The sequence below is a fragment of the Pseudonocardia ailaonensis genome, from assembly GCF_039531635.1.
GTDB classification, from domain to species: domain Bacteria; phylum Actinomycetota; class Actinomycetes; order Mycobacteriales; family Pseudonocardiaceae; genus Pseudonocardia; species Pseudonocardia ailaonensis.
The window spans coordinates 31,430-50,568 of sequence record NZ_BAAAQK010000016.1; the positions used below are offsets into that span (position 1 = coordinate 31,430).

At 70.1% G+C, this 19,139-nt stretch carries 18 protein-coding genes; 3 read left to right on the forward strand and 15 right to left on the reverse strand.

Annotation, left to right across the window (positions count from 1 at the left end; genetic code table 11):
* Window positions 1–50: 50 nt before the first annotated feature.
* The 7 genes from ABD324_RS21305 to ABD324_RS21335 form a co-directional block, all read right to left on the reverse strand.
* On the reverse strand, window positions 51–1,091 hold the full coding sequence (locus ABD324_RS21305; RefSeq protein WP_344419821.1) for an ABC transporter substrate-binding protein: 1,041 nt from the start codon (window positions 1,089–1,091) through the stop codon (window positions 51–53).
* 17 nt (window positions 1,092–1,108) lie between these two features.
* Window positions 1,109–1,765: a 4-carboxy-4-hydroxy-2-oxoadipate aldolase/oxaloacetate decarboxylase gene (locus tag ABD324_RS21310; protein WP_344419824.1), complete on the reverse strand. Its 657-nt coding sequence runs from the start codon at window positions 1,763–1,765 to the stop codon at window positions 1,109–1,111.
* A complete protein-coding gene (locus ABD324_RS21315) occupies window positions 1,758–2,867 on the reverse strand; it encodes a pyridoxal phosphate-dependent aminotransferase (RefSeq protein WP_344419827.1) in 1,110 nt (369 codons plus the stop codon). The genes ABD324_RS21310 and ABD324_RS21315 overlap by 8 nt, the downstream gene beginning before the upstream one ends.
* 193 nt (window positions 2,868–3,060) lie before the next feature.
* Window positions 3,061–4,635, reverse strand: a complete 1,575-nt coding sequence (gene mftG / locus ABD324_RS21320) for a mycofactocin dehydrogenase MftG (protein ID WP_344419830.1) — start codon at window positions 4,633–4,635, stop codon at window positions 3,061–3,063.
* A 53-nt stretch (window positions 4,636–4,688) separates the two neighbouring features.
* On the reverse strand, window positions 4,689–5,750 hold the full coding sequence (locus tag ABD324_RS21325; protein ID WP_344419834.1) for an LLM class flavin-dependent oxidoreductase: 1,062 nt from the start codon (window positions 5,748–5,750) through the stop codon (window positions 4,689–4,691).
* Window positions 5,751–5,793: 43 nt separating this feature from the next.
* Window positions 5,794–6,801 (reverse strand): ABC transporter substrate-binding protein, encoded by a 1,008-nt coding sequence (locus ABD324_RS21330; RefSeq protein WP_344419836.1) that lies wholly within the window; start codon window positions 6,799–6,801, stop codon window positions 5,794–5,796.
* A gap of 76 nt (window positions 6,802–6,877) precedes the next feature.
* Window positions 6,878–7,000, reverse strand: coding sequence for a hypothetical protein (locus tag ABD324_RS21335; protein ID WP_344419839.1), 123 nt, complete (start codon window positions 6,998–7,000; stop codon window positions 6,878–6,880).
* A 452-nt stretch (window positions 7,001–7,452) separates the two neighbouring features.
* Here ABD324_RS21335 and ABD324_RS21340 point away from each other — a divergent pair, with 452 nt between their 5' ends.
* On the forward strand, window positions 7,453–8,694 hold the full coding sequence (locus ABD324_RS21340) for an alpha-hydroxy-acid oxidizing protein (RefSeq protein ID WP_344419842.1): 1,242 nt from the start codon (window positions 7,453–7,455) through the stop codon (window positions 8,692–8,694).
* 387 nt (window positions 8,695–9,081) lie between these two features.
* The gene (locus tag ABD324_RS21345; RefSeq protein ID WP_344419846.1) at window positions 9,082–9,660 is read left to right on the forward strand and encodes a hypothetical protein; all 579 of its coding nucleotides are present in this window, start codon (window positions 9,082–9,084) and stop codon (window positions 9,658–9,660) included.
* On the opposite strand, the gene mobF is transcribed toward ABD324_RS21345, so the two are convergent.
* From mobF to ABD324_RS21385, 8 genes are all read right to left on the reverse strand, one after another.
* Entirely contained in the window at window positions 9,657–13,892 is a 4,236-nt protein-coding gene (mobF, locus tag ABD324_RS21350; RefSeq protein WP_344419849.1) for a MobF family relaxase, read from the reverse strand. The genes ABD324_RS21345 and mobF overlap by 4 nt on opposite strands.
* 97 nt (window positions 13,893–13,989) lie before the next feature.
* Entirely contained in the window at window positions 13,990–14,628 is a 639-nt protein-coding gene (locus ABD324_RS21355) for a hypothetical protein (RefSeq protein ID WP_344419852.1), read from the reverse strand.
* Window positions 14,625–16,448, reverse strand: a complete 1,824-nt coding sequence (locus tag ABD324_RS21360; protein WP_344419855.1) for a type IV secretory system conjugative DNA transfer family protein — start codon at window positions 16,446–16,448, stop codon at window positions 14,625–14,627. Before ABD324_RS21360 ends, ABD324_RS21355 begins: the two co-directional genes overlap by 4 nt.
* Window positions 16,445–17,080 carry a DUF2637 domain-containing protein gene (locus ABD324_RS21365; protein ID WP_344419858.1) on the reverse strand — a complete coding sequence of 212 codons (636 nt, stop codon included), beginning with the start codon at window positions 17,078–17,080 and terminating at the stop codon, window positions 16,445–16,447. The genes ABD324_RS21360 and ABD324_RS21365 overlap by 4 nt, the downstream gene beginning before the upstream one ends.
* Window positions 17,077–17,442 carry a hypothetical protein gene (locus tag ABD324_RS21370; protein WP_344419860.1) on the reverse strand — a complete coding sequence of 122 codons (366 nt, stop codon included), beginning with the start codon at window positions 17,440–17,442 and terminating at the stop codon, window positions 17,077–17,079. The genes ABD324_RS21365 and ABD324_RS21370 overlap by 4 nt, the downstream gene beginning before the upstream one ends.
* A gap of 157 nt (window positions 17,443–17,599) precedes the next feature.
* The gene (locus ABD324_RS21375) at window positions 17,600–17,830 is read right to left on the reverse strand and encodes a hypothetical protein (protein WP_344419862.1); all 231 of its coding nucleotides are present in this window, start codon (window positions 17,828–17,830) and stop codon (window positions 17,600–17,602) included.
* A 27-nt stretch (window positions 17,831–17,857) separates the two neighbouring features.
* Window positions 17,858–18,163 carry a WhiB family transcriptional regulator gene (locus tag ABD324_RS21380; protein WP_344419865.1) on the reverse strand — a complete coding sequence of 102 codons (306 nt, stop codon included), beginning with the start codon at window positions 18,161–18,163 and terminating at the stop codon, window positions 17,858–17,860.
* Window positions 18,150–18,416: a helix-turn-helix domain-containing protein gene (locus ABD324_RS21385; RefSeq protein ID WP_344419868.1), complete on the reverse strand. Its 267-nt coding sequence runs from the start codon at window positions 18,414–18,416 to the stop codon at window positions 18,150–18,152. Before ABD324_RS21385 ends, ABD324_RS21380 begins: the two co-directional genes overlap by 14 nt.
* Window positions 18,417–18,557: 141 nt before the next feature.
* Between ABD324_RS21385 and ABD324_RS21390 the strand changes: the two genes are divergently transcribed.
* A complete protein-coding gene (locus tag ABD324_RS21390) occupies window positions 18,558–18,908 on the forward strand; it encodes a winged helix-turn-helix domain-containing protein (RefSeq protein ID WP_344419871.1) in 351 nt (116 codons plus the stop codon).
* Window positions 18,909–19,139 lie beyond the last annotated feature (231 nt).

Consider the following 19,139-nt stretch of genomic DNA (forward strand, 5'->3'; position numbering starts at 1 on the left):
GGCGGGCCGCTCCCGACAGCGGCCCGCCCTGGTGTCACGGGGGTCGTTCCTCAGGTGTGGGACGCGGCTTTGCCCAGCGCCGCATCGAGATAGGACATATCAACGCGCTTGCCGAACGACCAGGTCGGGGCGGTCGCGCCCCCATCCAGCGCGACGCCGCTCGCCTCGATGAAGCTCAGCAGCGGCTGCCAGTCGCCCTCGCTGATGACGCCGCGATTGGGCCAGCGCGCGGGCTGCTGCGCCTTGAGGCTGGTCACCACATCCCCGACCGACTGGGTGTTCCATCCCGGGACGGTGATGATCGCCTTGGCAGCATCATCCGGCGAGCTGTTCATGGTCTCGACGGCCCTGACATAGGCCGTGAGGAACGCCGTGACGGCCGCCTTCTTCTGGCCGAGGTTGTCCGTCAGGCCGAACACCACCGAGCTGGGCAGGTTGGTCGGGAACCCGGCGGGCAGCCCCTTCCTCGTTGCTCCGTCGACGAGCAGCGTGCCCTTACCGCTGCTCAGGGCGGGGGCGAGGATGGAGGAAGGCAGGACCGTGCAGTCCGCCTGACCGGTGGCCATCAGGTTCACCGCGTCGGTCCCGGAGCTGAGGGTCTTGATGGTCCAGGTGGTGTTGAAGGACTTCTCGAAATACTTCGTCAGGCCGTAGCTGCCGGTGCCGACGCCGGTGGTCGAGACAGTCTTGCATTGCTGCACGTCCGTCACGCCTGGGCGGCCAGCGACCTGCGCGAGCGCTGCGCCGTTGCTCTTCTCCGCAAGGATGGTGGTGCTTTTCCCCTGCGCGGCGGGCAGCATCGGCCCGGGCAGGCCGATGGCGCCGATGTCGGCCTGCCCGGACACGACGGCGGCCACCACGTTGCTGCCCGAGTTCACGAACTTCACGCTCAGGCCGACCTCCTTGAAATAGCCCTTCGCCTCCGCCACCGCGCCCTCGGCCTGGCTGGCGTCCAGTGCCGACAGCGCAACGGTCAGTGGAGGGAGCGACTCACCGGCGCTCTCTGTGCCGCTCCCGCACGCGGCTGTCACGAGTGCGATCGCCGCCGACAGACTCGCCGCGGCGAGGACGCGTCTTTTCGGAATCCGCATGATGTCAGGGCGTCCCTTCACGATCCAGGCTTTCGGGCGGCCAGCGCCGCGTCCAATGTGTCACGTACCTTGATGAGGTCGATCAGGCTGGCTCCACCGGCTATGGCTGTCCGGTAGCCGGCCTCGGCTTGTTCGCGCCGCGCACCGGCCGCGCACGCCTCGTCGACGAGTTCCTGCGGCACGACCGTGACACCGTCGGCATCGCCCACGATGACATCGCCCGGCCGCACGGTCACCCCGCCGCAGACGATCGGCTCGCCGACCCGTCCGAGGTTGACCTTGTCCGTGCCCTTGATGCACACGTCCCGGCAGAAGACCGGGAAGCCCAGGCCGACGATCGCCCGGCTGTCCCGTACCGCGCCGTCGATCACCAGACCCGCGATACCCTTCTTCTGGGCGTACTCGCTGAGGACATCGCCCCACGGGCCGGCCGCGGTGAACTCCTTGGCGTCGACGACCAGAACGTCGCCCTCGCCTGCGAGGTGGGCGCCGTAGTGGACGGCCAGGTTGTCGCCCGGCGCGCTGTCCACGGTGAAGGCCCGGCCGACCACAGAGAAGCCCGGGTCCAGTGGCTTGATCGCGTGATCCATCGCGCCCACCCGGCCGAGTGCCTCGTACACGGTCGCCGCGCCGAGCTCCTTGAGCCTGCGCAAAGCGTCGGCTTCGCTATCCATGTGTCGACCCCCTCGTGACGTGGACGAGATGCGGGAATTCCGTTTCCTCGCCCGGTTCCCGGTCCAGTACCTGCTCGACGCAGTCGACGAAGCGGTCCATACCGATCCGCAGCTGCGCCGTCTCGAGCGCGAAGGAGATGCGGATGTGTCCCTCCCCTGTCGGCCCGTACTCGCTCCCTGCACGCACCAGCACCCCAGCTTCCGCCAGGCGCGCCTTCCACTCCACCGAGCTACCACCGAGCCTCGGGAAGGCATAGAAGGAACCCCGAGGGACCTCCAGCGACACACCGGGGATGTCGCGGAGCCGCTCGCACACCATGTCCCGGCGGTCCTGCAAATCCTTGACGACCAGATCGACGTGTTCCTGGGGAAGGCGCAACGCCACCGCCGCGGCGTCCTGGACGAAGGTGTTGAGGGGGCCGTTGATCGTGCGATGAACGAGGTTGATGTCCTGGGCGAGGCGTCGGTCCGCCAGCACCCAGCCGAGCCGCCAGCCGGTCATGGCGAAGCTCTTGGAGAACGTCCCACAACACACGACGTGCGGGTTCTCCGCGATCAGCGGGGCCGCCGACGCGAAGGCCGAGCCCTCGAAGACGATGTCGCGATAGGCCTCGTCGACCATCACGGCGGCGCCGTGCTCGCCCGCCAGCCGCACGATCCTCGCCAGCTCGTCCGGCGCGAGGACGTAGCCCGTGGGGTTGTTCGGGTTGCAGATGATCACCAGTCGCGAGCCCGCCATCGCGGCCTCGAGCTGTGTGAGATCCGGCCGTCCGCTCGCGGCACTGGGCACCCACCGGACCCGCCCACCAGCCATCACGACCTGGTCGGCATAGAGCGAGTAGGTCGGTTCGGGGAGCACCACCACGTCGTCGGGGTCGACGAGCGAGAGGATCGTGGCCCCCAGGCCGGCGCTCGCGCCGTGGGTGACGACGACATTCTCCGGAGTGATCGCCTCACAACCCTCTACGTTGAGCCGGTGAGCAACGTGCGCACGCAAGCTCGGCGAGCCACTGATTCGTTCGTACTTGGTGCGGCCGGACCGCAGGGCGGCGATCGCGGCGTCGACGACCGCCTTCGGCGTCGGCTCCGTCGGCTCGCCCATCGCGAGCGAGATCGCACCCGGAGAAGCGCCGCCGAGATCCGACGGCCGGGTGGAAGCCGCGCGCAGGCGCCCGATCAGGTTCGAGGAGCCGACCTCTGACGGCTTCCTTCGAGGGAATTCGTTCGTAGTCATCGCTACAAGTTGCCCCTTGCTGTGGAAGTCCTGACGTCTGCGACGAGGCCGATCGAACGGGTCACGGAAAGAACTCACTCGCCCGTTCGCCGATCATCACCGCGGTGGCATGAGTCCCCCGGCTCACCACGGACGGGCAGAGGGAGAGGTCGAGCACCCGCAGGCCCGCGACGCCGTGCACACGCCCCTGCTGGTCGACCACGGCGTCCGGATCCGACGGCGCACCCATCCGGGCGCCCGACGAGGTGTGGAATCCCGTGCTGAGGTTGTCGTCGATCCACGCATCGAGGCTTGCGTCGTCCGTCTCCGGTGGGCAGGGCGACACCCGCTGGACACCGATCCTGCGGAACTCGCCGCTGTCCAGCAGTCCGGCTGCCAGTCGCACTCCGTTGCGCAGGCGTTCCCGGTCGTCCCCTGCGGACAGGTAGTTCAGCTCGATGCGCGGCGCCACGTGCGGGTCCGCGGACACCAGTGTCAGCCGCCCCCTGCTGTGCTCCCGGTTCAGTGAACACAGCAGTACCCGGTCATCCGGCTCGTGCGCCTGCTCCATCTCGAAAGGAGCCGACGCAGCCGCTTTGGTACCGGAGCCGCGTTTCCTCCCCCGGAACGAGCCACCCGCCCCGCCGATCTGCATGTCCTCCGCGAAGGTCGACCCCTCGGCGGTGTAGGTGAGACCCATCTGGACGGGCACGAGGTCCCGCTCCGTACCGGCGGCACCCTTCGTCCGGTAGTGAAGCGCAACCGACGGATGGTCCTGGATTCCCCGACCGACGGGCAGGTCCTCGACCACGGGGATGTCGAGGGCCCTCAGCTCGTCCGCCGGTCCGATGCCCGACAGCAGCAACAAGTGCGGCGACTCGATGCCTCCGGCGCTGAGCACCACCTCTTCCCCAAGCCAGGTCTCCCGGTCACCACCCCGGCAGACCTCCACGCCCACCGCCTGCTTGCCATCGACGAGGACGCGCTGCACGAGGCTCTCCCCCAGGATGGTCAGGTTCGGCCGCTCCCGAGCCCCCGCCAGGTAGCCCAGAGCGGTGTTCCACCGGATTCCGTCCACGATGTTGCGGGGCACCGTGCCGACTCCGATTCCGTTGTCGGCGTTCTTGTCCGGGTCCTCCGGGTAGCCCGCGGCCCGGCAGGCGGCGAGGAACGCCCGCGTGGCCGCCCCGAACTCGTCCACCCCGGGGCGCCGGATCCGCATCGGCCCAGCACTGCCGTGCACGTCGGACTCCGGGAAGTCGAGGTCGGTCTCGCTCCTGATGAAGGACGGGAGGACAGCCTCGTAGGACCACTGGTCGTTGCCCGCCCGGGCCCACTCGTCGAAGTCCGCACGACGGCCGCGGATGAAGTACCCGCCGTTGATCGCGCTGGATCCGCCGACGACCTTCCCGCGCAGCACCGGGAAGTTCCACTCCGGGGTCAGCTCAGCGATATAGGACCAGTTGTGGGGATGGCCGGGCGACAGGGCTGCCAGCGAGCTCGCCTGCGCGAGGTGCTCGGGAAACTCCGAGAGGGACCCGTAGAAGGGCCCCGCGTCGATGAGCAGAACCGACCGAGAGGGGTCCTCGCTGAGGCGGGAGGCAAGAGCCGCGCCCGTCGACCCGCCTCCGACCACGATCACGTCGTACGTCGTCACTCGGAGTGCTCTCCTTCCGGTCGGTTCTGCTCAAGGACGATCCGGCACGCCGGCTACGAGAACTGCGGGATGATCTCGCGCCCGAACAGCTCGATCGAGCGGCGCTTCTTCTCTTCCGGCATGCCGGGCAGTCCGAAGGAGCCGAAGATGTACTCCAGGCCCATTTCCTCCAGCTCCTTGATCCGGTGGGCCACCGTCTCGGGTGAGCCCACGAGTGCCGCGGTGCCCGTCGTGTTGTCGGTGACCCGCTTCTCCCGGTCCTTGACCCGCATGGCCCAGCTCTCGTAGCCGGGCGGGACCTCGCCCGCCGGGCTGAGCGGAGAACCGATCTGACTGAGCAGCTTGACGTCCCAAAGCTGGTCGATGGCCGCGATGTCGGCGGCCGCCTGCTCATCGGTCTCCGCCACGTAGATGCCCTTGGCACACGGAAGGACCTTCCCGGACGGGTCGTTCCCGTGATTCGTCATCGCCTGGCGCCAGCGCTCGATCACCTGCGGGGCGATTCCCATGATGTCGGTCGGACCGCCCACGAGAATGCGCAGGTTGTGGCTGGCCGCTAGCTCGAGGCTCCGTGGACTGGCCGAGACAGCGACGTACACGGGAAGATCCGGGCTCTGCCGAGGCTTCGGGTGGATGATCAGCTCGTCCTCGGCGTCCCAGGAGCGGAACTTGCCCTGGAACGAGAGCGCGTCCGAGGACCACGCTGTCGTCAGGATCTCCAGGGATTCGATGAAGCGCTCGCGCGATTCCTTGATGTCGACGCCGAGCCCGTTGAACTCGCGCCACTGGTAACCGGCGCCGACGCCCAGGTCGAGCCGCCCCCCCGACAGCACGTCCACCATCGCGGCCTCCTCGGCCACGCGGAGCGGATGGTGCAGCGGGAGAATGACGACCGCTGTCCCGATCCGAAGGCGATCGGTCTTGCCTGCGATGTGGGAGGCGAGGGTGAGAGTGTTCCCGTAGATTCCGTGCCGGCTGAAGTGGTGCTCCCCGAGCCAGATCGCCTCGAAGCCGAGCTCCTCCGCGAGCTGGGCATGATCGACGACCGCGCGGTAGACCTCCTCGCTGGTCTCGCTCTCGTGCCAGTGACCGACGTCCAGGATCCCGAATTTCACGTGCGTTCCTTCCTCATGAAACGGTCACGAACCCAGTGCGGGCCTATTTCTGGATGTTGATCGCTGCGCGGAGATAGCTCATGTCCACGCGGTTGTCGTACGACCAGATGTCCGCATTGACCCCACCGGGAAAGCTCGTCCCGGCAGCCTCGAGAAACGCGAGCTCGGCAGGCCACGCGGAGCTCTCGATGATGCCGCGACCCGGCCACCTGCCGGGTTGCTGGGCCTTGATGGCAGCGAGGATCGAGTCGGCCGGCTGGGCGTCCCAGTTGGGCACCGAGTGGATGGCCTGGGCCGCGTCCCCGAGCGAGTTGTTCATCAGGGTCACCGCCTGGTCCCAGGCGGTGAGGAAGGCGACGACCGCCTGCTTCTTCGCCTTGAGGTTGTCGTCGAGCCCGTACAGGACCCCACCCACGAGGTTCGACGGGAAGCCGGGCGGCAGACCGGTCTGGCTGGCGGCGGACACCAGCAGCTTCACCTTGCCGGCCTCGACCACCGTATTGAGCAGGGCGAGATCGGCCACGGCACAGTCCACCTGGCCGGTGAGCAGCAGGTTCACCGCGTCCGTCGGAGCACTGAGCGCCTTGATCGTCCAGTTCAGGTTGAAGGCCTTCTGGAAGTACATCGTGAGGTTGTACAGGCCGGTGCCGACACCGGTGGTGGCAACGGACTTGCACTGGTCCACGCTGGTGAGGCTGGGCTTGGCCGCGATATTGACCGAGCTGGTCGGAGTGTTCTTCTCCGCGATGATCTTCAGGTTCTTACCCTGTGCCGCAGGCAAGAGCGGACCGGGCAGCCCCGAGACCGAGATGTCTGCCTGCCCCGACAGGACGGCGGCGAGAATGTTGCTGCCGGAGTTGGTGAACTGGACGTCCAGGCCCAGGTTCTTGTAGTAGCCCTTCGCGATACCGATCGCCGGCTCGGCAGCGGTCGCGTCGATGGCGGGCAGGGCGACCGTGAGCTTCATCGGCGTGCTTGCTGCGGCCTGACCCTTCGTGTCGCGGGCAGCGTCACTCGATCCGCAGGCCACTGTGCCGAGCGCGACTGCCACGGACAAAGCTATTCCCGCAAGGACGCGGCGTCTTGGACGGACCATTTCTCGGAGGACCTTTCTCCCGGGCGGCAGCTCAGCCGCCCTTCTGCCATGAACCGATCACTTCCCCGACTTGCGTGACTACAGACTGCGCCTTGATCAACACCGCGAACGAGTCGTTGACCTCGACGACCACCGAACGGGCATCAAGCGCCACCTGAACGGCGGCCGAGCCTCACAACATGGAGCTTGAACTGCGACCTGTTTCGCAGTTCGCAGTAGCTTGGCGGCCACACGTCGCGATGTCAAGACCAGTAGTCGGACAGACTTCCTCCTCGACGCCTCATCGCCCCCCGCGCTCGACCTACGGTCGCTCCGCCGTGGCCCGGCTCCGCAGGAAGGAAACGCAAGACCAGGTTGCCTGACCTTCGCAGCGAGGTGGAGCCCCCGCGCAGGAGACCCCTCGCGCCGACGTTGGACGCCCTGGCCGGCCATGCCGCCGGAAGTCGCAATCGGACACTTGACGTGATTGCCCGCCGACCCCCAGACTCTCGATCCAAGTAAGATCTCAGTCGCAGTTTCTTCGACTTGCTCGTGTTCGCCCAGCCAGACGTCTATCGCTCTGCGCGAGCACGTCAGAACAGCCCGACACCGGACGAGGAGCTCTTGGTGAGTGACCTGCTGACTATCGAGGACTTCGAGGCCCGCAGCCGCGAGATCCTCCCCCGCCAACTGTTCGACGTAATCTTTGGTGGCTATGGCGTCAGCGGCTTCGAAGGCAACAGCCACAGCCTCGACGCGTTCGAGCGGTGCCGCACCCGCCCGCGGGTGATGACATCGGTGGGGACACGACATGTCGGGACGAGCGTGCTCGGGACCCCGATCAGCTTTCCGGTGATGATCGGCCCGGCGGGAAACCACCAGCGGGCCCACCCCGAGGGCGAGCTGGCCACCGCGCGGGGCGCCGCGGCGGCGGGCACGGTCTTCACGTTGTCGGTCGGTTCGGCCTACAGCATCGAGGAGGTTGCCGAGGCCGGCGACGGGCCACTGTGGTTCCAGATGTACATATTCCGGAACCGCGAGCTGTGCCGACGGCTGATCGGACGTGCCGAGGACGCGGGCTACAAGGCGATCATGGTGACCGTCGACCATCTCGGGCGGAGCCGGGAACGGGAGACCCGCTTCGCGTATGACAAGCACAGCGAACACCGCACGATCCGCACCATCGACCCCGCACGTATCCAGAAGAACTTCCAAGGGATGGCGGGACTGGACCTCGACGATGCGGGCCCCGGCACGGACCCCGAGACGTGGTCGGACGTCTACCACGGCAACTTCGACGGAGAGTTCACCTGGGCGGACCTGGCCTGGCTCCGCTCGTGCACGTCGCTGCCCATCGTCATCAAGGGCATCCAGACCGCCGAGGACGCACTCCTCGCCCGGGAGACCGGCGTCGACGGGATCGTGGTGTCCAACCACGGCGGGCACGGCTCACCGGACTCGAAAGGGACGTTGGAGATCCTCCCCGAGGTGGTCGACCAGGCGGGCTCCTTGATGGAGGTCTACCTGGACGGAGGGGTCCGGAAGGGCGCTGACGTCCTGAAGGCACTAGCTCTCGGGGCACGCGCCGTGCTGGTTGGTAGAGCGACGTTCTGGGGTCTCGCGGTGGACGGACAGGAGGGCGTCACGACGGTGCTGGAGATCCTGCGGCGTGAGCTCGACGAGACGATGATGCTGTGCGGTCTCGCCGACGTGCGCAACGCCTCTCCCGGCCTGGTCGCATTTCCTGGTGACAGCGCTCGGCTGGTCGATGCGCTGGGCGATCTGGTCCGGCTGCACCACGCCGGTGACCTCAGCGAGGAAGAGTTCAGGTCGGCGAAACAAGCACTCCTGGCCGCTGGTCACCGCTGATGAACCGAGTCCGGCGACTTACCGTGATCGAACCTTGAACTCCGCAACGACCGTTTCAGCGTGTCGGAAGGAGGTGGGGGGCACAGGCTCTGCCTGTTGATCGTTCCTGCCGCCGTTCATATCTGCAGGAATCATCAGACGATCACGGGAGAACCGCCCAAACCAGCTCGCCCACACGCCGCACGGTCAGTGCGAGATCGTCAAACGTCGCGATCGCGCGCTAGGCCGCGCACGACGCTCACGACATCACGGATGTCGCTCGCAGGCGTCTGAGCCAGCCAGAGCTGAAGATTGAACCAGGACTGTGAGGCTAGCTGACCGCACTCTTCCGCTCCGTCACGATTCCCGAGGGCGGCACCGTCGGGTCGGGCGCGCATACTCGGCTCCATGTCCTGGACCGCGGACGCGCCCACCTGGGTGGTGCCGTCGCGGGCCGAGATCGCCGACCTGCACTGGCTGGCCTACGCCGATGCAGTCGAGACGCGCTCGCCGAGCGCCGGCGGGATCACGGCCACGCTTGCCTGGGTTCGTGGCGGGGCCGTCGCACCCGTGACCGGGCGTGATCAGCAGCCGGTCACCGTGGCGATGGCGGAAGCCGAGCTCTGGGCAGCATGGGCCCTGCTCACCCCCGACGTTCCCCCGCCGTTGGAGCAGATCTCCCGCGACCTCGGCGTTCCGTTCCTGCCGCCGTTGCCTTTCGCCGCGGGTCGAGGGGACGGCGCGGCGACGGTCCTGAGCTGGCTGCTCGGAACGACGACCGTTCCTCCCATGCCGTTGCCCGCGCGTGCTCCCGATGGACGACCGGCCGATGCCCAGACACTGGTCGAGTCGGCTATTGCCGCTGCGCCGCATCGAATCTGGGGTCCCGAGGAACGGCACGCCGCACGGGCCGCCGCACGCCAGACGGTCGAGCGCTCGCAGCGATTGCTCGCCCGGATCAGGGCAGCGCAGGAGCGGGTCGGCTAGCGCTCGGCGACGAGGTCGTCGTCCCATTCGGCAGTCTCCTCTCGGGTGTCGTCCTGGTGCACGTCCGCCCAGGAGTCGTCGTGCAGGTCCTCGGCGTCGGAGCGGGACCTGATCTCCGCGAGCGCAATCTGCGCGCGGGCGACTGCCTCGGCGGTCTCGTCGGCGGTCGGGATCCGTGTCCGCTCCTGGTCCGCGGTCTCGGTGGGATGGGCGTGGCTTCGGTCGCGGAGATCGGGGACACCTGTCTCGGGGCCGGCGTGCGCGTCGAGCTCGCCGCGGCTTTCGGCGATGTCGAGCTCGCCGATCGCACGGTGGAGGTCCTCTTCACGTTGCGCGGCAACGTGGACGGCGAGCCACTCCTCCGCGGTCACGAGGTCGACCGGCCTCGCCATGTCGACGCCGCGAGCGGCCAGCTCCACCCGAGCCCGCTCCGCCTTGTCCCGCGTCTGCGCGGTGTGTGCGAACCATGTGGCACGAGCGTCGTCGGCAGAGCCGAGCTCCGAGGCGCGTGCAGCGAGCGCGTCCGCCTCCTGCCGCGCCTTCTCAGCGGCGGCGCGCAGCTGGTCGCGCTCGGCCGGCGCCTCGTGCGTGTCCGCGCGAGCCGCCCATACCTCCGCGTCTGCTCGGGCCCTCGCCGCGGCATGGTGGGTGTGGTCGAGCTCGTCGCCCACCCAGCGCGGCGCCCACGCGGTCTCGCGCTCGTACGCCCGGACCCGCATGCGGAGCAGGCCGTCGCTCAGGCCGGCTTCCTCGGCGCCGGCGTCCGGCAGGTCGAGCGCGCGGTGAGCAGCACGGAATATGGCAGCGGACTCCGCCATCCCTGCCGGCGGAGCCGCACCGAGCGGGTCGGTCTCGTCGCTGTGGCCGGCCATCTCCCGATAGGCGGCAGCCCACCCGGCACGCTGCTCCCATTCCGCTCGTCCGATCACGTCGTCCGGAACCGGACCGAGGGCCGTGACCGCCCACGCCGGCGCCGCCTCGGACATCTGCTCACCGAGTTCGCGACGGCGCTCGTCGATCGCTTCGGCCCTCGCGGAGAGCCAGGCGGTCCAACCGTCCGGAGCATCGCGCGGCACCAGGTCGACAGCGCTGGTGATGTCAGGGGTGAGCCTTCCCGCCAACGTCGTCGAGATGCGGTGGTGCAGGACCTTCGCGGGAGACCGGGCGTCGTCGAGGCCGCGGCCGTCGACTGCTGCGGACAGGACAGCCCGCGGATCGTGCCCGGCGAGCTCGGCGGTGCGGAGCAGCCGGTCCAGCGAGCCCCCGGCCTCGTCCGCCGCGAGCCGCTCGCGCGCCTGAGCGGTCAGCATCCCGGCCGCCGTTAGCCGGTCGAGAGTGGCCGCTGTGCGGCCCGCGGTGACATGCCCGATCCCCTCGACGAGCTGTCCGCCGTGCGTGAGGGTCGACCGGGCCGCGATGGCGGCCTGCTCCCGCTCGGCCAGAGCGGTGCGGTCCTCCTCGTTGCGGCGCAACGCATCCGCCAGGACGGCGCGGGCGTGACGCGGCTCGACGTCGAAGGTCTCCCCCGGCTTCGCGTCGGCCCCGGTCGGACGAGTGACGGTCCAGGCGGTGTTGGAGTTCCGGCCCCGGGTCATCGCGACGTAGAGCGCGGAGGCGTCGACGCCCGAATCGACGACCACATGAGCGCTGTCCACTGTCCTCCCCTGGGCCGCATGCACCGTGCTGGCGTAGGCGAGCGAGAGGTGGCTGCGGGTGTAGTCAGCGGGGAGCTGAATCGGGCGGCCCCCGAGGACGGGGCTGACCGTCAGTCCTCCGTCGGCCCGAAGAGCGGTCACCGTGTACGTGGTGCGGTTGATCGGCGCGCGCTCGTTGCCCTCGAACCCGCGCAGGTGCCAGCCGTTCCGCCTGGCCTGCACGAGGTCCCCGACACCGGCGACCGTTCCCTGAGCGAGTTCGACACCTGTCTCCTCGACCCGGCCGAGCTCGATGAGCTGCGCCCGTAGCGCTGCGCTGGCCCGGGCAGCCGCGTCGTTGCTCCCGACGATCAGGACGGACTCGCGACCGCCGAGGGTGTCGGCGAGCCAGGCCCGCGAAGCGGCAGTCTCCGCCTGCTCCGGGGTTCCGGCGTCGATCAGGCGGCCATGACGCTGGTACTGGTCGAGCGCCGCGGGGTCCGCCTCGCGGAGCTCGAGCGACGCCTGGCGCTCCCACGCTGCCGAGAACCGCCGGACCTCACCGAGCTCGTAGACGATCCCTCGTGCCGCGACATCCGCCAGAGCGCCGCCCGGCCCGACGGCACCGAGCTGACGGGAGTCGCCGACGAGCAGAAGCTTCGCTCCCGCAGCATCGCAACGGCGCGCGATCTCGGCCAGATCCGGTGTGGTCGCCATTCCGGCTTCGTCGACGACAACCAGATCACCGTCGCCGGCGGCCATCCCGTCCGATGCGTCGAGGAGCCACCGCGCGATGTTCGTCGCCGTCAGCCCTTCCTCGGTGAGGAGATCGGCGGCGACCTGAGACGGCGCCAACCCGATCACGCGATGCCCGGACTCCGTCCACGCCTCGGCCAGCGCGCCCATGGTGAACGTCTTCCCGGTTCCGGCCGCTGCCGAGAGCAGCTCGACTCGCGCCCCTGAGGTCAAGACACCGCGCACCGCCGCTGCCTGGTCCGCGCCGAGCTCGTGACCCGACTCGGCGAACCGGGCGATGACGGCTGCAGCCTCCTCCGCGTCGATGGCGCTCGCCCCACGCGCGACCGCCCTTCGCCGGAGCTCGCCCTCGGCGACGAGATGGCCCTCGACGCTGAAGCGGTCGCTCCCCGGTCGCAGGAACATCGACTGGCCGTCCGCACGGCGAAGCTCGTCGGGAAGGTCGTCCAGCACCGGAGGCGGAGTGATCGGCACGGCGTCGCGGAGAGCGAGATCGGTGAGCCGCTCCAGGAGCGGCCGCACCTGGTCGGCCTCGAGACCGAGCCGCCCGGGGAGCTCGTCCGACACCGCGCGCATCAGGTCCTGACGCGACCACGACGCCCGTCGCTGCCCGACATTGGCGAGAGCCCGCTCCACGACGTCCCGCTCGGACCATTCGGCGCCCGGCTCCACGTGCTGGGCCCGACGCACGACGTCGTCCGCGACCCTGCTCAGCCCGCCCACGACCGCGCGACGGGACTCGGCCTCCCACCGATCCAGGCGTTGCGCGATCGACTCGCCGCCCGCGGACTTCGACGCGCGTGTGGCCAGAGTGGCCTGCTGAGCGAGGCGGGTGCGCTCCAGCGGCGCAGGCTCTCGCCCGAAGCGGGCGACGAACGCCTGCTCGAGCTCCCGGGAGCGGGCGGTGATGGCATGGCGGCGGGAGGAGAACAGGTCGAGCAGCTCCCGGTCGACGCCCACCACCTCTCGGGCTCGCCCGTCCGGGCGGGTGGCGACCTCGACCCCGAGGGTGCGCGCGAGGTGGGCCTCCATGACGCGCTCGGCGATCGCGCCCGCCGCTCCCCGGTGGGCGTGGATCGTGCGGGAGTCCAGCGCCCGCCAGGCGCCGTCGACGCTCTGGACGCGGTTGAGGATCGCGTTGTGGACGTGGAGCTGAGGATCCCGGTCCCGGGAATCGTGCTGCAGGAACTGGGCGACGACGAACTCGTGGGCGTCGACCCAGCGCCCGCCGCCGCCACCGTGGTGACCTGCGCGGGAGTAGCCGGCGGCATCCTGCAGATAGTCGAGTCCCGCCCGCGCACCGGACAGCACGGCGTCCTCGACCGCCCGCTGATGCGCGGACCACGCCTCGGCCGCCCGCTCGTCGCCCGCCGCCCGGGCGTCGTTGGCCGCACGTTCGAAGGCCACCCCCAGCACCGTCACGCTCTTCGGAGCGGAGAAGGTCGCATCGATGAAGGACACCGCCTGCCGCGCGGAGCGCTCCGCCTGCAACCGCAGCTCGGCCCGGCGCTCCGGGCCCGTCCCCTCCTCGGCCGCGAGCAGGTCGGCGTAGACCTGGTCCGCAGAACGGAACGCCTTGTGCCTCGACGCGAGCAACGGGGCTTCACCCCACGTCGAGCGGCTGTGCGTCGCCTGGTCCCTAGGGTCGAGGAGATGTGTGTAGACGGCCTCCATCAGATCGGCGTCGACCTCGCCGGCCAGCCCGAGCCGCTCCGCGCCGGCGCCATACCAGAGCCCGGCGGGCTCGCCGGTCGTCACCGCACCCGTGTAGTAGCCCTCCCGGCCGCCGGCGACCGCGCCGGTGAGATAGCCGGTGTCGTAGCCGATCGCGAGGCTCAGCACGAGCACTCTCCCGTCGCCTCGCGACGCTCCATCGGATCGTGATGCCTTGGTGTGAACGGCTTTGTGATCTTGCTTTGTTGATCTTGCTTGGAGTTGGTCATCGGTGGCTCCTGCGGTGCTGTGCTCGGTCGTACTGCTCGGCGTCGTTCAGCTGGGGCTCGGTCGGATCGGGTAGCGCGCGGCTGGTGGTCCAGCTCCGTGCGATCTCGGACGCGGCGTCGGCGAGAGGGGCGATCGGTCCGTCGTGCAGGTCCGTTCCGGCGCGGTGGAGGGCGAGCTCGCAGTCCCCGACGGCGGCGCGCAGCCGCTTGACGACTCCGGGCCGGAAGCGGTCGTGCCAGTCCCCGATGCGCTGCCACGAGCCGGCCGAGTCGTCGAAAGCGGCGCCATGCGCACCACGGAGCCACCACAGCTCCTCGACCACTGCCGGATGCCAGAGCCAGCAGGACGGGAGTTCGGCGTCCGGGAAGCGGAGATAGACGCCTTCCACCCACTCGATCAGGTCCGCGATCCCGGCGGCGCTCACCTCGTGATCGGCCACGCCGAGCCAGCCGCCCGGGTGGCGGCCGCCGTCTCCCGCCTCGCCGACAGGCGCTCCCGCCGGCGGGTTGGCCCGGGCGAGCGTGGCGACGTCGGTGGCGAGACGCCGGACGAGCTCCTCCAGCTCACCCACCCGCCGCAGCGTCCGTTCGAGCGAGCGGGCGAGGCCGACGACGGTCGGGTCGGCGCCGCTCACCCGCGCGACCCGGGCAGCGGGATGACGTTGGCCGGAGACTCGACCGCCGCGGGCGGCGCCGGATCACGACGGGCGTCGTTCGCCTCGCGGACACGGCGGGCAAGCTCGCCGAACCGGTCGGGCCAGCGCGACGCGAGGCCGTCGACGATCGTCCCCAGCACCACATCCCGTCGAACTCGTAGCCGGATTCGGCGCCGGGCTGCGCGCTCCGCCCGCGCGTGTGCCCGGACGTCGCGACGACGCCAGGCCATCTGCACCCGACCGACGACCGGCGGAATACCGCGCCGGTAGACGACCGCCTGCCCTGCCGGGAGATTCGCAACCTGCGCCGGCGCCAGGACCGGTACACGCCGCACCGTGCGGGAGAACGCCCGGCCGTGCAGGTCGGTCGTGGTGACGGGCTCGTCCCGCTCTCCTGCGAGGGTCGACCAGAACGCGAGGTCGTCCTTGTCCCTCGTCCCGCCGAACACCATGACCGCCGCGGCGTTGTTGAGGATGATCGCCGCGCCGTTCTCCCCCCACCGCGTCGCGACCTGGGCACGGGACTGGAAGGCCGCGATGATCGTGACCCCGCGACCTCCCATGTCCGCCGTCCAGGACTCGAGCGGCACCGGCGAGATCAGCGCGGCCTCGTCGAGAGCGAGGGTGAGCGGCGGGTCCAGCCGCCCGGACGGTCGCAATGCGGCCAGCCGCCGGGCCTCGCGAGCGACGTAGCCGGTGAGCGCGCAGACCAGCGGCGCTGCCTGGGTCTCCTCGGCGCCGAGCAGGTAGACGGTCGCCCCGGAGTCGAGCAGGTCCTCGACGACGAACGGGTGCCGGCCCGTCGCCGCAGCCGACGCCGCGGGCGATGTCAGCCAACCGAGCGCGGGCATGATCGTCGAGGTGATCGACGTCCTCGTCCGGTCGTTGGTGGTGACGAACTGGGTCGCGTCCTTCGCGTACTCGGGGGCGGGAGAGGAGCGGAGCAGCGAGGTAACCTCGCGCTGCGCCTTGTCCGGATCGGTGACCCACTGCAGCACCTCGCGCATCGACAGGTCGCCGAGCGCGGCAGCGTGCATCAACGCGGCGAGCACCCGGCGGGCCTGGGCGTTCCAGAACTCGCGGTCGCCCCCGCCGTGCGTGCTGGCACCGAGGAGGTCCCCGGCCCGTTCGGCCGCAGTGACCGGGTCCGCGCAGCCCGTCAGCGGGTCGAACGTGATGGTCGACGGGCGACCACCAAGTCCCACCGCGTTGAAGACGTAGACGGGTCCGCGCCGAGCCCGAAGCGGTCCGGTCAGCTCGAGCAGGTCGGTTCGGGTCGAGGTGACGAGCACTGCGCCGGGAGCGTCGATGACCCGCCCGGCCAGCCAGCCCGTCTTGCCGGTCCGCGGGCCGCCGAACGTGATCGCGACGTCCTCGACTGAGGAGTAGACCGGCTGGAAGCCGACGCGGCAGAGCAGCATGCCGACGTCGCCGGCCCGGATCGGCCCGCGCTCCGCGAGCGGGAGGGCGGTCAGCTCGGGGCGCACCGCTGCCGCCTTCCTGCGCATCGCTGCACCGGACGCGACCCGGGCGATGTCGACGGAGGAGGCGACGCCGGACTTCCGGCGGGAGCGCGCACCCCAGCGCACGACTCGCGACGAGGTGCGGCTCCAGCGATGCCATCCGAGTGCGCCGATGAACACGAGGCCGACGGCGACGTAGCCCCACCCCACCTCTCCGGCGAGGCGCCAGAGAACGAGCACCGCGAAACCTGCGGCCGCCACGGCAATCACCCGGGCGCCCTTCCGCCACGCCAGGACGCAGGCGATCACCGTGCACACCAACAGGATCAGAGTCATTTCGGGTCCCCTTCGGTCTGGTGCAGGCCGGCGCCGTTCGTCGCCCGGGACGCCGCGAGCAGCTGTCGGGCCTCGTGCTCGGTCACGCCGAGCTCCTTCGCGAGCCGCCGCCGACCGACTCCGTCGGCGATCAGCTGCGATGCGCGGTCAAGAACGTCGGCGGCCGGGGGCGCCGTCTCCCACCACGACAGGCCCTGGTCGTGGAGGTCGGTCTCCGGCTCGGGAAGGTCGACGATCGGCCGCCGACCACCCCGACCGACGAGCACCGCCAGGTGCACGACGGCGCCGAGAACCGCGGGAGCCACGCCCGACACGACGACCACTACCCACCAGACCGGCTCGAGCCGGTAAGCCTCGAGCGCATGCCCGAGCGCGTTGGCCGCCACGGACAGGACGAGGAGCCCGAGCGCGAGGCTCCGGGCGAACCGCCGCGCCTCGTCCACCGCGTCGTCTCCGAGCCAGACCATTGACCCGGCGGCGGCACCGGCGTCGACCACCACCGGCAGCAGCCACGCGAGCCGCGGGTCGAAGCCGCACAGGCGCGCGAGATCCCGCAGGGCAGCGAACGAGAGGACGGCAGCGGCCGCCGCGACCACGGCCAGCATCGCGAGCAGCCAGCGCTGTGGGCTCACGACGAGCCCTCGATTCGAGGGCAGTGGTCCTCGTGGCCCGACTCGTTGTTGACCGCGCAGCCGTCGTAGGGGCCGTGATCGACGACCGACTCGCCGCACGATCCGCAGGTCCAGCGAGCTGTGGGCTGCCACAGCGACCGACGGCGCGGGACGGCCCGACCCTCGACGATCAACTCGTAGGCGAGCTCGGCCGGTACACCGTGCTCGTCGTCGACACCGAGCGCCTCAGCGATGTCCGCCCAGGTCGAGCCCGTCGCTCGAGCACCGGTCGCGTAGTCGTATAGCTCGGCCCGGGCGACCGACGCAGCGAGAGCCGACGCCCGGACGCCCGCGAGCCCGTCCTCCAGGCGGGCTACCGACACGATCGATCCGGGAACAAGCGGCCTGTCGACCACGGTGGCCCCGAAGACGTCGCCCGCGATCGAGCAGATGAGCTCGGCGAGGCGCCGTCGAGCCCACGATCGGGCATCGGGGCTCATCGCTCCCCCCGCCGGTCGTGCCGGCGACGGGCGGTGGCGCTCATCCCGACGCATCGGAACCCCCGCCGTTCAGCACGGGCGTCGCGGCGTGGTCGATCGTCGAGAAGAACTCTCCGATCGCCGCGGGAACCCCTCGACCCACCGGCGTCGCCACGAAAAGTGTCAAGGCGATCAGCGAGAACACCACCGCACCGCCCGCCGCCCGTGCCCTCGCACAGATGGCGGCCCCGACCAACGCGAGGAATATCGCGATCCCGAACCCGGTCTCCATGTCCGTCCTTTCCGTCGGTTCGTGTGGTCATGCGGCTCGTCCGCCTCGAGCCGGAACCGGGAGGCCGGCTCGCCGGAAGTCGCGCGCGAGGCGGTTGCGCTCGCGGCCGGTCAGACCGCCCCAGATGCCGTACGCCTCGCGCTGGACGAGCGCGTGGGCGAGGCAGTCGAGCCGCACCTCGCAGGAGTTGCAGATCGCCTTGACGCTCTTCGCGGAGTCACCCTCGTCCGGGAAATAGAGGTCCGCCGGGATCTCGCGGCAGCTCGCCACTGCGCGCCAGTCCGGGTCCGGCTCGCCCTCGAAGAGGGCCGCGTGGAGGTCACCCGTGTCCATCGGAACCATCCGCGGCCGCGGCGGTCCACTCGGCGACGTCGACGACGCGCCGGCTCGAGACCGCCTCCTCCGTCAGCGCCTCGGGGGCCCGGGCCGGGATGACGATCCGCCCACGGATCCGCAGCGCCGGGAACTCGCCGTCCTGGACTGCCCGGTAGATGGTCATCTCCGACGCCCCGAGCATCCGTGCGGTCGCGGCCACGCTGTAGAACGCCGGCGCGGTCTGCTCCCCACCATTCGTCTGAAGGCTCATCCGAACTCCTCCATTCGCCTTAATCAACTATATGCACATAGTGCTCATGATGCAGTAGGTCACGACACGCCTGTGGATGGATCGACCGCGCCTCCCCGGGTCCGGACCGGCAGAATGCCGAGACCGAGGCAAGGAGGGCGGGTGGCCAGGAGCCCGAAGTACCAGCAGGTCGCCGACGACCTACGCCGCAAGATCCGAGACGGGACCTATGCGGTCGGGGACCTCCTGCCCTCCACGTCCGCGCTGATGTCGACCTACGACGTCTCCGTCACCGTCGCCAGGGCCGCGATCAAGCAGCTGCAGAACGACGGCATCGCGGAGGGACAGCCCGGAAAGGGCGTCTACGTCTCCCGCGAGCCCCGCGCTGCGGAGCCGTCCGCCGAGTTCCTGGAGATCAGCCGCAGGGTCGACGACCTCCGGGCGGCTCTCGCCTCGGCGATGCAGGCTCTCGACGCTCGGGTCGCCGAGCTGGAGAAGTCCGTCCGTCGCTGATCCGGCCCGAGAGCTCCTCGATCTGACTTACGACGCCATCCGCCCACGCGCGGACCTGCGCGCCGAGATCGTCGAGCCGGGAACGGATCACGTCCACCTCGTCGCCGGTCATCCCGTCCTCCCCCTCCGCCGCCTGCCGCCGCTCCTCGTTCACCTGATCCACTCTGGCTTTCGTCAAAACGCCACGGCAGGGCACAGAAGGGGGCACACTCGGACGCCGGTGGGCACAGA

Excerpts from the sequence above, each read along its gene's own strand:
- ABD324_RS21305 (WP_344419821.1), bottom strand. The coding sequence starts at position 1,091 with ATGCGGATTCCGAAAAGACGCGTCCTCGCCGCGGCGAGTCTGTCGGCG.
- ABD324_RS21310 (WP_344419824.1), bottom strand. The coding sequence starts at position 1,765 with ATGGATAGCGAAGCCGACGCTTTGCGCAGGCTCAAGGAGCTCGGCGCG.
- ABD324_RS21315 (WP_344419827.1), bottom strand. The coding sequence starts at position 2,867 with ATGGGCGAGCCGACGGAGCCGACGCCGAAGGCGGTCGTCGACGCCGCG.
- ABD324_RS21345 (WP_344419846.1), top strand. The coding sequence starts at position 9,082 with ATGTCCTGGACCGCGGACGCGCCCACCTGGGTGGTGCCGTCGCGGGCC.
- ABD324_RS21360 (WP_344419855.1), bottom strand. The coding sequence starts at position 16,448 with ATGACTCTGATCCTGTTGGTGTGCACGGTGATCGCCTGCGTCCTGGCG.
- ABD324_RS21375 (WP_344419862.1), bottom strand. The coding sequence starts at position 17,830 with ATGGAGACCGGGTTCGGGATCGCGATATTCCTCGCGTTGGTCGGGGCC.
- ABD324_RS21380 (WP_344419865.1), bottom strand. The coding sequence starts at position 18,163 with ATGGACACGGGTGACCTCCACGCGGCCCTCTTCGAGGGCGAGCCGGAC.
- ABD324_RS21385 (WP_344419868.1), bottom strand. The coding sequence starts at position 18,416 with ATGAGCCTTCAGACGAATGGTGGGGAGCAGACCGCGCCGGCGTTCTAC.